At 35.7% G+C, this 13,368-nt stretch carries 11 protein-coding genes; 5 read left to right on the top strand and 6 right to left on the bottom strand.

Translation table 11 applies throughout. The features are described from left to right. The 5 genes from csy3 to PAND9192_RS08345 all read right to left on the bottom strand — a co-directional run bounded on the left by csy3 (position 1) and on the right by PAND9192_RS08345 (position 6,155). On the bottom strand, positions 1-1,062 hold the full coding sequence (gene csy3 / locus PAND9192_RS08365; protein ID WP_087853380.1) for a type I-F CRISPR-associated protein Csy3: 1,062 nt from the start codon (positions 1,060-1,062) through the stop codon (positions 1-3). Then, positions 1,046-2,968 (bottom strand): type I-F CRISPR-associated protein Csy2, encoded by a 1,923-nt coding sequence (locus PAND9192_RS08360; protein ID WP_087853379.1) that lies wholly within the window; start codon positions 2,966-2,968, stop codon positions 1,046-1,048. Before PAND9192_RS08360 ends, csy3 begins: the two co-directional genes overlap by 17 nt. Before the next feature lie 3 nt (positions 2,969-2,971). After that, a complete protein-coding gene (locus PAND9192_RS08355; RefSeq protein WP_087853378.1) occupies positions 2,972-4,150 on the bottom strand; it encodes a TniQ family protein in 1,179 nt (392 codons plus the stop codon). Positions 4,151-4,223: 73 nt separating this feature from the next. Further along, a complete protein-coding gene (locus PAND9192_RS08350) occupies positions 4,224-5,606 on the bottom strand; it encodes a DEAD/DEAH box helicase (protein WP_087853377.1) in 1,383 nt (460 codons plus the stop codon). A gap of 15 nt (positions 5,607-5,621) precedes the next feature. Beyond that, complete coding sequence (locus PAND9192_RS08345; RefSeq protein ID WP_087853376.1) at positions 5,622-6,155, bottom strand: VspR family transcription factor; 534 nt, start codon at positions 6,153-6,155, stop codon at positions 5,622-5,624. 92 nt (positions 6,156-6,247) lie between these two features. Here PAND9192_RS08345 and PAND9192_RS08340 point away from each other — a divergent pair, with 92 nt between their 5' ends. The 5 genes from PAND9192_RS08340 (at position 6,248) to PAND9192_RS08315 (ending at position 12,888) form a co-directional block, all read left to right on the top strand. Then, the gene (locus PAND9192_RS08340; RefSeq protein ID WP_045039437.1) at positions 6,248-6,454 is read left to right on the top strand and encodes a helix-turn-helix domain-containing protein; all 207 of its coding nucleotides are present in this window, start codon (positions 6,248-6,250) and stop codon (positions 6,452-6,454) included. A 285-nt stretch (positions 6,455-6,739) separates the two neighbouring features. After that, positions 6,740-10,366 (top strand): anti-phage defense-associated sirtuin Dsr2, encoded by a 3,627-nt coding sequence (dsr2, locus tag PAND9192_RS08335; RefSeq protein ID WP_087853375.1) that lies wholly within the window; start codon positions 6,740-6,742, stop codon positions 10,364-10,366. Positions 10,367-10,734: 368 nt separating this feature from the next. Then, positions 10,735-11,415, top strand: coding sequence for a hypothetical protein (locus PAND9192_RS08330; protein ID WP_144018088.1), 681 nt, complete (start codon positions 10,735-10,737; stop codon positions 11,413-11,415). Positions 11,416-11,575: 160 nt separating this feature from the next. Further along, positions 11,576-12,058 (top strand): hypothetical protein, encoded by a 483-nt coding sequence (locus tag PAND9192_RS08320; protein WP_087853373.1) that lies wholly within the window; start codon positions 11,576-11,578, stop codon positions 12,056-12,058. Positions 12,059-12,183: 125 nt separating this feature from the next. Continuing rightward, positions 12,184-12,888: an HNH endonuclease gene (locus PAND9192_RS08315; RefSeq protein ID WP_087853372.1), complete on the top strand. Its 705-nt coding sequence runs from the start codon at positions 12,184-12,186 to the stop codon at positions 12,886-12,888. A 214-nt stretch (positions 12,889-13,102) separates the two neighbouring features. Here PAND9192_RS08315 and PAND9192_RS20925 read toward each other — a convergent pair whose 3' ends face one another. Beyond that, positions 13,103-13,234, bottom strand: a complete 132-nt coding sequence (locus PAND9192_RS20925; protein WP_268808288.1) for a hypothetical protein — start codon at positions 13,232-13,234, stop codon at positions 13,103-13,105. Positions 13,235-13,368 lie beyond the last annotated feature (134 nt).

Raw genomic sequence — 13,368 nt, 5'->3', positions numbered from 1 at the left:
CTATTCTCCTTTACGTTGGTACAACCCGCCTTTGATAAGGTTAGCTATTAAAAAGTGCAGTTCATTTATTATTTTTTGCGGTATTTTTTGCGGTATTTTTTCTTTATTTTTTAATAAAGCTATATATTTTTCAGACTGCTCCAATAAAGAAAAGAGATCTTGATGAGTCGAGGGGTGGCGATAGCAAGTTACATCTTGTTGGTGTACACCGAATCTCCCTATACGAATAGGTTCTTCAGCATTAGGGTACCAATCATCAATCATAAAAATGCCTGCTCCTGCTTTATAGCAGCCTATGATAGGGCTTTTTTGTCCGTTGATTGATGTATGTTGAAATATACGGCTAGATTGATGTTTTTTTTCTTTCTTATCTTTTTCAATAAATGCTTGGCTTGGGTAAAGCGCAGCATTCGTTGGTAGAGTTAATTGTGCTTTTATCTCGAAAATAGTGAGACCATTTTTGGAGGAGAAAGCATTGATGATGAGGTGTTTTAATTCTTGCCATTTGGGATCAGATAGACAGTCATTATAAGTACTGTAATTTGTTCTAATATCTTCGAAAATGACGGGATTATTTTTCCAAGGCCAAGGTTTAATTTCAATATTTAATTGGTACGCTTTTTTCGTGTTTTTCCACAACCATTTTCCTTGACAAATATTGATTAGAAACCGACCTGCGAGTTCATCCCAACCGATTTTTGACTCATATAATTTAACCAGCTCAATCAAAGTGTTTTTAACCTCAGGCTCGCTACATTTGTAAGGTTTGCGAAGCTCGGAAGAGAATGAAACTGAAAAAACGCATTCAATATGCTCTGCGCCAAAGGGAACGCTACAGAAATCCATATGATGAGGGTTTCCTTGTGCAAGAGCTTCAGGTGTGGCCGTTTTTTTAGGGTTTCCTTTAGGATCGTAAGCGAGTGATGCGGCTTCCATTTGACAAAGTGCTGTTCGGCTCATAAAAGATAAAGGGGTTTTGTTTCCATCTGGCCAAATGGTAAAAAAACAAACATCGCTGGGATGGATTGAACGTTCATAAGCAAGACTAATAGGGATCTTCATGATTCATATTCCTTGTCTCTATTGTAGTGTAGTGTGGCTTGTTAATTTGGTTCCAAAACAAATCATGTAAATTTGTATCTTCTTTAATAGTTATTGGTTTGATGAGTCCAATGATAGGCTCAGCAAACACATGGTTGTAGTCTCTGAGGGCAAAAGGGCGTTCTGTCGGCTTTTCTAGGTAATGATACCCAACACAAGTTGGGGTTATATTTTGCGATGCTTTTATCTGTTGAATAATGTTTTCAAAGGAATCAATTTTCGTCTTGTATAAGGATAGCCATTGTCCTTGAAAAGTGGGTATTTGTTTAACCAAATCCTTAAAGCTAGAAGATACTTGTATCGTCTTTATGTCATCTATACTTATTCTTGCACAGCCTCCAGCAAGTCGTTTGGGCAATGAATACAATATCTTGCTTTGGTTGAGGTTAGCAAGATTATTTATTTTGAGAACTAAACTAAATTTTAGATCACAATGCCATTCATCATGAGTTGCTGGAGGAGATATATTATTTGTCAATTTTATTACACTCTCCCTAGTCATCCCTCTTTTTTGTAGGTGAAAAGTATGAATGCAGATAGCAAATGAATCGACTTTTAGATTTGAAAAGACCTTTTGTGCATTTCTCTCAAAAGCATGAATAAAGCCATAAAATGCGGTTAAAGAGGGTATTCCAATAGTGATAGGTGAGCTTATAGCAGATGCACCACAAACAGAAATCTGAGGCAAAAGAAGATATTGATTATCAAAGTTCTCATTAGGTGAAGTATAAGGTTGCTGTGTGTTTGATTTATTTTCAATTAAGGTAAATAGAAATCTAGTTGTTTTTGGATCGTAGGCAAATTGTCTTAAGGATTTTGTATTTGATAGATCAAAATTTAGTTTATGCACAAGATCTAAGTTATTATCTTTTATTGATTTTTTTTGTAATGATAACCACCGAGATATCATTTCTGTGATTGTGATTTTTAGTGTTTTTAACTTTTGTTGCTTTTGAGTGTGAGGCATCAGCCAGTTTGAATAATCAAAATAGTCGTAGAAAGCTTGTATTGCATCTTTAGTTAACCAATATGAATCGGGTGATATTTGACAATGTTTGACATCTTCAAAGCTTATAGTATGAGTTAACATGCGTAATGCTCCACCGCAGGTCATCGGAAGTACACCCATATTTGAAGCTCGGCTATAACGGGTAGTTTTACTTAACCAATAATGTTTATGAAGAGACTGATAGCATGAACTCTGCATTGTTTGAGAGGTAACAGGGGATAGAGATAAGTAAGAGTTATTCCCATCTGGTAATGAAATCTGTCGAACAGAATTAGCACCTAGGTGTACTTCAATACAAGAATTTGGAATTTTCTCAAGTTGTTTTGCTACGTACTTGCGTGTTTTTTGATAACAACCCAGTTTTGTTAAACGATCCCAGAGGGGATGCTGCTCATCTGCAAGTAATACGCCCAAGCAACAAATTTTGCCGTTCAAGATAAATTCACTGGTTAAAAAATTAGCGATACTGACATCCTTTGAATCATTCGCGTAAGGCAAAGTTTTTTGTTTTAATTTTGAAGATGAGAGGAAGTACTTAGGTATTTCACCTATTGGATCAGCTCTAATTATTCCAGTTGCTTTTATCTCGGGAAATTTAACATTGTGGCTTTGGCGAAATTTCATTGTATTAATACAACGTGACCACCAGTTGTTATCTTTTAATTTTTTCCTACAGTTTTCTCTATCGGTCAAAATTTGCTTTGCGTCTACTTTTGCGGTTAGGTTGGTTAAAATGATGAGAGCAATATCTTCGTTGTCTGTAATATCAATATTTGGACTCAGTGGACGAAAAGCTCTTTTGAATTCAACATTTATATCTGATGACGATGAATTAATAATTTCAGCTAGTGTACTCATTGACTACCTCGAAATGATAAATGTTCGATTAAACTCATCAGTTTGAAATTCAGCTAACCAAAGACAATAAACATCCCCTAGGTGAAACAGGTAATCAGTGAAACTTAATGGTTTATTTGGTTTAGCTTTCCGGCTGGTTTTTAAAAATCGTTGGTCGACCATTAATACAATTTGCTCGCGCGAACAATTAAGAAATATCGAGACTTCTAAAGCATTCATTTTTAGATTCGCAAGTAGTCCATTGTCACGCCATAAATTATTATCTATAAATCTCAATAACTCGTTAAGTACAATATTGTACTTTAAATTCCTTTCAGGTAATCGAATACAGCTAAAGAACAAATCTCCCAGTAAATCTTTTAGCTTCAAATTATCATGATGAATAATTGAATGTTCTAAATTAAATTCGATTTTTTGTTGTATTAAATGATGAAAGGATTCTGGCCAACGATGCCAAAAGTCAATGAAGGAAGCCCCATCAAACTCTTTTTGAGTAAGGTGAGTCCACCAATGTATTAGACCCCAACGATAGCTCTGAGGCAAATCAGGCAGTTGCTCGATAGTCTTACCTGCAAGCCAAGCAGAAGTTTTGTTTTCGGCACTATCTGGTTGTTGTTGGTTTGGATTAAGATACGTATCACATTCTCTGCAAAGTCCATTTAGACCAGCTATTCGATAATCATAATCTGCGCCACATGCGCACTTATATGTTAATAGAGCATTATGTTTGTGGCAGTGATTGTAACCGTTGAAATGCCATAAATAATGTCCAAAACCTTCCTCATATAAACATTTTGGACAACATGGAATAGTATTTTTTCGTAATAATGAACGAGGAATAACCTCACTACCTCGTACTAGAGTGGTTGTTGATGGTGAATATATTAGCGATGTTCTATTTATTGCTAAAGACAGTATCTCAGTTTGCTCATTAAAAGTCATAAGGGCTATTTTGTGCAGTGCTGCTACTCTTGAACCATGATTATTTTTGGACGAATAAGGGTTAATTGTTTTTATATCAGTAGGGAAAGCCTCAAATCTATCGTGGTTTTCATCTTGTAAATACCGTTTTGTTACAATGAGGAACCGATGGGTATCTTCATAGCCATTATTGTTTGCAACTCTGATGAAAAAACTTTCCAAACTTTCATCTGAATGTGGTTCTGGTCTTTGTAGAAACATGGCTTTCCTTCCTGTTAATACTCAACAACTCTTATAAAGTTAAAAGAAATTAATATGTAATGAGTTTAGTAGATCACCCATAAATAAAAGCACTGATTACGCGAGTGTGGTATTGGCCTAGAGTAAGCGCTGAATGTGGAGTTTGAATATCATTACTTTCAGCAATAAACGCATTTTCATCGTTCTCCCAGTCTATCGTATAGCAATGATCCTCCACTTCGGTATCGATATTCGTTGAATATTGAGTATGTTCTTGGTTTCGTTCACTGTAATAACTATCGTTAAACATCGTTATTCTGGAACAGCTTTCAGGAATATCTATTTCAATTTGTTCTGCAAACCGTATCAGATTATTTTCAGCAAAAGTGTATAGCCACGCATCTTGATTTGCGGGGTTTGTCGTTCGTAATATTCGGCCTAAAACTTGGCGAAAGTATAACTCTGTTCGAATATTACTAAGATAACAACAGACCTGAAGTCTTGGAATATCAGTACCTTCACTAATCATGCCAATACTAACTATCCATTGAGTGGCGCTGTACTTAAAAGACTCAATTATGTTATTTGAGTGTTTGTCTTTATAAGTGACAAGCACACAAGTTTGGTTGAATTGTTGTTTTAATATTTGAATGATTTTTTGAGCGTGTATGATTGAAGCTGCTACGATTAAACCTCCAGCTTTTACTGATATTTGTCTGATCGTTTTAAGCTTATTAACTGCCAACTCAATGATTGCATTTAGAGCATCATTATTATTAAGTACACAAGAATAATGTGTATTACTATTTTCTAGAAGTGCATTGATGGAGCTAAAGTGTTCAGTCTCAGTGCTACTCTGCAATGAAATCTTATCGCTATCGATTAAAGTAATATTTGGTCGTCGACAAACACCATCATTCACTGCTTGTTTTAAAGAATATTGATAGTTACAAATCACCTTATCTTCAGGATCAGTATAAGATAGTAAACTAATAGGTAGCTCATCAGAACGCCAAGGTGTTCCTGTTAACGCCAGTGTATACAAAGCTGCATGTTGAATGTCATGTACTAAGCTTTGCCCCCAACTATTGTTGTCAGAGCCTTCATTACCCCCACAGTGATGAATTTCATCAAAGACACACAATACACGGCGGCGAGATATCGTTTTCCAAAAATCATGATGAAGGTATTGCATCGATTGGTAAGTCATAGAACACCCAAGCGTTGCTACTTGACCTGTGAATGTACAATCTAATATATCTGCGAATGTTTTTTGAATGTCTAAGGCAACCGTTTTTGATGGTGAAAAGCAAATAACAAGATCAATCATATTATTATCAAATAATACCTTTGCTAAATAGGCTGCCATGCGTGTTTTTCCTGCCCCAGGGGTTGCTTGAGCCAGAAAATGACGATGTCCATTTTTATAATGATCAATAGCATTAGAAATACACTCACTTTGCCAGAGTCGAAGCATCTTAAGTCCTTAAAGTTATTGATATGATAGTACGTTAGATATTGCTCGAATTTGCCCAACAATAGCTGCTGCGTTTTCTTTCGCTTCAGAGTGCAACTTCAATGCCAGAGAGACTGTCTCTGGAAATTGTTCGATCATCGCTTGGTATTGTTCAGTCTCAGCAAGTTTTATGGATAATTCAGCTTCCATTGTGGCCTTTTGCGTTTTCAGGCTCTTGATACAACCATCTGACATAGTGCCCATATTATTGGTTTGATAGTTCACTACATGTTGGTTTTTTCGTGGTTTTTTAGTTTTAAATTTAATTAAGTGGTAGTCATCACACTTTTTATATTTTTTACCATGTCTGACACCTGTTGAGGTAAGCACTCCTTTATCTTCTAATTCTGCTAAATGCCGTGAAGCAAAAAGCCTAGTAGTATTTGGGTTTTTATAGTGTGGGAATAAGTGCGTCAGCAAATCACGAATCGTCGTAGTTTTAAATGGCTCATCAGTAACTTCGTTTAAAGCCATAAGAATATCAGAATGTATTTTTACTAAATCGGTCATATCAAGTGTTTAATAAATAGTTTTGCGGATTATAGTCCGTGGTAACATAATCATCAATAATAGATAGTCTTTCATTTTAGGTATTCCATAAAATGAAAGACTTAGCAAAACTCTTTGGTGAAAATTTGCGCTCAAAACGTCGTGATAAAGGCGTATCACAAGATCAACTAGCATTATTGGCAGATATAGATAGAAGCTATATCGGTCGAATTGAGCGTGGTGAGGTCAATATAACGTTGGAAAAGGCATATCAACTCGCAGCAGTACTTGAGTGTGACGTTAAAGACTTACTTCCCTAAAAGATGGCAGCATTAAATCTATTACTTTTGATTTAATGTGCATATATATAATTGCTTTATTGGATATTTTCAAACCCAGAAAATTTGCACGGGTTAGCTGTCTATTGTCCGATTATGCGTTAGAGCAGATACTCGTAACATTTTCCTAAGTTACTCTTTGACTAAACTTTTTTAATAAAGATAATATGAATTAAAGTGTCTATCGCTTACATAGCGATTTAGTCATTATCGAACCTTCTATTCTATAGCTAAATGTTAGCTATAACGGCCTAGTATGAGTGAAAAATGAAGCTTGTTAGAAATATCCCTAAGTCGATTCAGCCTTATTTAGATGAAATAGCTCAATGTCTTTGGAGTAAAAATGCATCAATTATGATAGGTGCAGGCTTTAGCATGAACGCAAAAGCGATGTTTGATAATGCAAAACGCTTTCCTAGTTGGCAAGACTTAGGGAATGTCTTTTACGAAAAAGTTAGAGGGGAAAAGATTGCTGAAGCAAAATATAACTTCTTTGATCCACTCAAGTTAGCGTATGAAGTTGAATCGAATTTTGGTCGCCCTGTTTTAGATAATATATTACGAACAAGCATACCTGACGGTGATTACAAACCGTCAGAATTGCATCATTCATTATTGAGTTTACCTTGGACGGATGTATTTACTACGAATTATGACACTCTGCTAGAGCGAGCAGCCGAATCTGTGAATGAGCGCAATTATAAAGTAGTCGTTCATAAGGATAACTTAGTACATTCTACGCCCCCAAGAATTGTAAAGCTTCATGGTTGCTTTTCGGCCTCGACACCTTTAATCATTAGTGAAGAAGATTATAGGACTTATCCTCAAAAATTTGCTCCATTTGTTAATACGGTACAGCAAACATTGTTAGAAAACACTCTATGTTTAATAGGTTTTTCTGGTGATGATCCAAATTTCTTAAAATGGATTGGTTGGATTCGAGACAATCTAGGCAGTCAGAATTCTCCAAAAATCTATTTGATAGGCGTACTTAATTTATCAACATCTCAAGAGAAAGCACTATCACAATACAACATTACTTGTGTTGATATGTCGGCATGTAAAAGTGTTGGAGAAAAGGATCATCAAGCAGGAATTGATGCATTCATTCGTTATTGTGAACAAAGAAAAGAATCTGAAACACAGAGAGGTTGGAAACTTAGTAGTGAGTTGACCTGTTCTCGTTTTAACTCAACAAAGCCGCCTAAAGACAATGAAGTTGAGGAAGAAATCACGCAACTAATATCTTTGTGGAAAAATGAAAGACTTTCATATCCTAATTGGCTAGTCGTACCTAGTAATCTGCGACATAAATTATGGAATTACACTAGCAATTGGTCTTCTATTCTTGATAAAAAAACACGAATCTCCACTCCACTACTAAAAGAATTTGTATATGAGTTTTTATGGAGAAAAGAAAAGTCACTATTACCAATTTTTGACAACGAAGTAGAGTCTATTAAGCTGGCTATCAGTTCTTTGTTTTCTACAGATAGTACCTCTGATGGAGGTACTATCTACATTGCATTAGCGCTTTTAAGATACTATAGAGAAGAGGGAAAAAGTGATGAATGGTACTCATTATTTAATAAACTAGAAGCTAAGTATTCAGGTCAACATTACCAAGACTATTTAATTTATGAACGAGCGTTATTTTTGCTAATAGATAACAAAAATGTTGCCTTGATGGATTTATTGTCTACCTGGGTGTCTGGTAATTCATCAGCAATATGGATGTATAGAAAAGCAAGCATTTTGGCTGAAATAAATAAACTTACGGATTCTCAAGATATATTAGAGCAAGCGCTTATCAAGACTAGGCGTAAAATAAATGCAGGCACAGTAATCATTGACTATGCAAATGTCTCTCTAGAGTCGTATATATTGGTACTGTTAAATAATGTCAATTATGCACTTTCCATCAAAGCAAGGGACTGGAATCGAGGTTTAAAACCTGAGTATTTAGAAAGACTAGAAGAGTTGAGACAGTTTCAATGTAGTCCTCTTGAAGAGAAGCAATATCTAGAATTGGAAATCAAACACAATCCAACGCCTTTTAAACAAGTTACAGTGACAAATGGCTTTGATCTTGGTACTCAACAAACAACACAATTTTATTTTCATGGGAATGAAGAAGTATTAAATGCATTTAGATTGCTGAGATTTTTTGAAGACGCATCATTACCTTTTAGTCTTCCTCACTTAAACATTGGTGTAAATGGAGCCAATAGTGCAATAGAGCGAGTATCTAGTATTGCGCCATATTGGTCGATGACAACAATGCTTCGAACTCGTAACAAGAAGAGTTCCGAATTAATTTTTACCCGAGAAAGTTTATCTCAGTTTGAATCTAGTTTTATCGATAATATTGCCAAAAGATATATTAAGCTATTAAGTTCATATTTGAATGAAGAAAATAGTATGTATGAATATGGATTGGTACTACCTGAAGTTCTTTCGCGGCTTTGTTGCAGAGCAACCCTACCTGTAAAAGATGAAATAGCAGGACTATTGTTACAAATATATAGTAATAAGAATCCTCATAATAGGTTAGAAAGTTTAGATAAACTCGTAAAGAGGTTAATGGATTCTTTCAGTCATAATGAACTCTTTAATCGAATAGGGATAATAACTGAAATATCGTTTTATACTATTTCAAATGATGAAAGCAAGATGCAACATTTAATTTATCCTAATCCATTTGATTTTATTCTAGGATTATCTTGTTCAAATATAACATCTAGAAATAATGATGTAAGCGTGTCTAATGATATAGTAAAAGCTTTTTTGTTAGTACTTGAATCTGAAAATAAGGAAGATAGACGAAATGCTATTAGTACGTTGCTTACTTTGAATGATTTAGGACTTTTGAATAAAAATCAAGTTAAGAGTTTTCTAGCAAAATTGCTTTCAGATAAAGATATATTTGGTTTACCTCAACATACGAACTACTACAAGTCGGCATTTCTAGAAATTTATTCGGGTAATACGAAATTTGAAAGTAATTTTCGAGAGTACCTGTCAGCTTTATCTCCACTAGTGCAGAAAAACGCTGACGATCCTAGTTCATTCACCTTAAGTGGGAGAGCTGACCAATTTACAAAAGAATTAATAATAAGTAGTAAAAAGATAAAGTTTACCAATGATGAACTTCATCAGTATGCACTAAAGCTAATAGGGTGGTGGCAAGCCGATAAAGTTATTTTTGAAGAATATGCTTCAGACAGTGATATTAGAAGAGAAATGGTTGATAGATTCTCACTCTTTGTTGAATCTTTAAATGTTGTAATTATTCAAAATAAGCTTGCTGGGTATGAAACAGTCATTCAAGATATAATTTTTGAATTAAAGTCATTAGGACTTAACTATTTAAGTTTGAAAGCTTTTTCAGTGCAATATCTTTCTACTGACGTTGAAGAGTTTATAAATGAGTTAGATGAGTCACTTTCAAGTTTCAAAAAGGAATTAGTAATCGATGCGTTATATGCTATCAATCATATTCTATGTAAAGACGATAATCTTGACTTTAGATTTATAGATGCTTTTTCTACATTTATAAAATATTCAAGGGGATTGTATTTATCGTACGCATTTGAGGTAGTAATTAATATCCTGAATGAAAAAGGTATATTTTTTAATTCTCAGTTTGAAAATTCTGTACTGAAGTCACTTGACCGTACTTTAACTGGATTTGACCTACTAGATTTTGAAGAGAACTTGTCCTTACAGACTAAGGCTGCGAAGTTAGCAAGTGTTCTTAGTCTTTATTATATTGCAAATAGTAAAGATTTACCGGCTGTTATTCGTTTATGGGCTGAACATTGTAATTCACAGGAAGAATTTGCCGAAATTAGAAACCAATGGAAGGATTGCGAGAGCATTTTTAACAAATGAGACATCTGTTAAGCTTGTAAGGTGATTGTATAAAATCGTTTCTGTTCAAAATGAGCTAGCTATCTTAGCTAGCTCAAAATCTGCCCCATTATCATTTAGACCTAATACTCATTCATATCTTGTTAACGTGATTTGGATTAGTTTTATTTGGCTAATCAAGCTTATTTAATCAATGTCTTACTTTTTACATTCCAAATAAACACTCTGAAATAAAATAATGCAATCAAACTCATGATATTTATGAGTTAAATTGATTATGATTGTGGGTTTTAGAGGTGTTATTTTGCGTGAAAGTAATAGTGCTTACTAATCAGCTTTTATAATTTTGGAGATTCCTCATGAGGATAAATCATACTTGTCCATATTGTATGAAAGAAGCATTTAATAGAAGCGGCATGCAAAGTCTTAGTTTTAGGCTTACTCCTCACATGCTCCATGATAGCGGAGTACACGAAATTAAATGTCCGAGAGGTCATGAGTATTCAGTTGTGTTAAGTGCTGCTAAATATGAGATTTTATATGACTTAGGTATGAATGCTTTGGGTGACGGTTACACTCGGGAGTCTGTTTCATCATTTGCTAGTGCTCTAGAGCGCTTTTACGAATTCTTTATAAAGTTTCAAATGGTGAACACTGGCACTACATCGGAACTCGCAGATCAAGCGTGGAAGACCGTTTCAAATCAATCTGAAAGGCAGCTTGGGGCTTTTACCTACCTCTACTTATCATCATTAGGTGAATTACCACCAGAACTAAGCAGCAATGATAGAGGCTTTAGAAATAAGGTAATTCATAAAGGTTACATTCCATCCGTAGATGAAGCTATCGGGTTTGGAAAGGTTGTTTACAACCATATAATGTTGGTTATATCAGAACTTGAGGTTAAATATGGTCGCCAAAAATTGTATGAGTTTTACTCGAATCAACTTCCAAAAGGTGGCTCTAGTTGGATTGTGAGTGAATCTGCCAAATCGATGAATCTATCTCAAACATCTGGAGGCACCTCAGTGGTTGATTTTGATACTATGTTACAGAGGTTTAGGCGATAAAAAAGTATAAAAAACTGTCTAAGAGTGACTCGCAATGCATAGCATTTTTACTATGCGTTGGTTTTAGTGTTTAAGGTGTCCTGCGGTAGCATTGGTATTGCGTTGCTCCCTCTTAACAGAACGTTAGTGATCTAGAGGCAGTTTTTAGGTGGAGATTCAAATGGAAATGTTAGATAAGTGGGCGGAGCGCATATACTCCGAGAATGATTTTGGCAGAGGTGTCGCTACATCTCTTTCGGGAGTAATAGGACTATCTACATACATTTTCTTTAACGACTGGGTGGTTGCATTATTCGTCGTAATGATTGCTTTCCCTATATTGCGTATCGTGGCATCTGCTCTACACAAATGGCGCCGAAATCTTGCAGAACAACGGTCAATTGAGAGTGGGCTTGAATCGACTTTCAACGGACTGAGTTCCCTTGAGAGAGCGGTGGTTGATGCATTCGTAGATGCGGGTGGAACAGCACTCACATTCTCCCAAATAAACAGGCTCGATTTATCTAGTTCGGCTATCGAATCGTTAGTCCAACGAGAGTTGCTCTGGACTTCCGTCATGTCAGATGGGATGACGGAAAATTTTGTACTTGATATGGCGTTGTTTGATAAAGCAATAAGTAAAAAAGTTGAGTCCGCTCACTAAAAAGCAAATAAACAGGGACGTTTACTCGTAACGCATTTTTTCATGGAAACGCTGTGATACAGGCGTTTCAATCAGCTTGTGTTAGTAAACGCCCGTTATATGCTTTATTTGATTAGGTAGTTCAAATGAGTCGAAAGAAATTTATGGAGTCTGTGGGTGCAACCTGCAGAAACTGGAACTGGAGCTGGTCATTCGTTAATCACGATGAAAAGTTTGTGGTTTTTGGTCATTGGGATGTACACAAAGATGGCTTAATCTTTAATGAAAGTTGGAAAGGTGCTGGGAGAAAGCAGTCACTAGAACACGTATCTCTCATTCAGGAGCATGGGTACAGTTTAAAAACGTTCCCAATGCAGTACGATGAAACAGATACTGGTACCGCCAAAATTAAAAGTTTCGACTGGGTTCTTGAGGATAAGCATTTAGCGGGAGTTGGTGGTCTTTGGTATGCGTTAAGCCCCTCTGAACACGAGGTTGTCACAGCTATAGAAGAGGTTGTTAACCCCGAGACTTACACTGAGGGTGCAACGAAGAGAATTTCTGTAAATGCATATGAACGCAACGCTGATGCTAGAGCTAAGTGCATATCTCATTATGGGTGCAAATGTTATGTTTGCAACTTTGATTTTAAAAGTGTTTATGGTGATATCGGTAAGGGGTTTATACACGTACACCACGAAGTTGCACTTGCTGATATAAAGCAAGAGTATGATGTTGATCCTATTAGTGACTTAAAGCCGTTATGTCCTAATTGTCATGGAATCATACACAGAACACATCCGCCGATATCCGTCGATGCTTTGATTTCCCTGTTAGGTGACAAGGTTTAAGGCGCATATAACAGATAAGGATATGTGTCGCGCAGCCGACATCTATCCGAAGTATTGGACAAGCCCAAACCGCTTTATATACAGCAAAACATAAGACACCCATAACTTTCGTAATCCATTTTGATCAATTCTGACGGTACTCCATAAATAGTTTTTAATCAGTTGAGCAAGTATCACTTGAGATCATCAGTGGTTAACGTATCAGGCGATTTATTCAATGCTGAGTAATGCGACGAAGTGCACGACTATAACCATCAATAGTAGCTGGACGTTTACCTTGTATAGTTAGGTGGATAAGATGTTGTTCATAAAGATAATCTGAACGTTGCTGTTGTTCGTTATTCATTATTAATACTCCATTATAAGGAGTATTAAAGGTAGCTTAATTGCTGTCTGCTTTACTCTGCCGCGTAGCGGCTTCGTTTAACAAGTCAATTCAACAGGACAAAAAACAGTTGGTTTTGCTCCTGCGTCGCTAAT

The sequence above is a fragment of the Photobacterium andalusiense genome, assembly GCF_900185625.1.
Classification (GTDB): Bacteria; Pseudomonadota; Gammaproteobacteria; order Enterobacterales; family Vibrionaceae; genus Photobacterium; species Photobacterium aquimaris.
The sequence above is the reverse complement of the archived record's forward strand: the minus strand, read 5'-3'. Positions and strand labels throughout refer to the sequence as shown.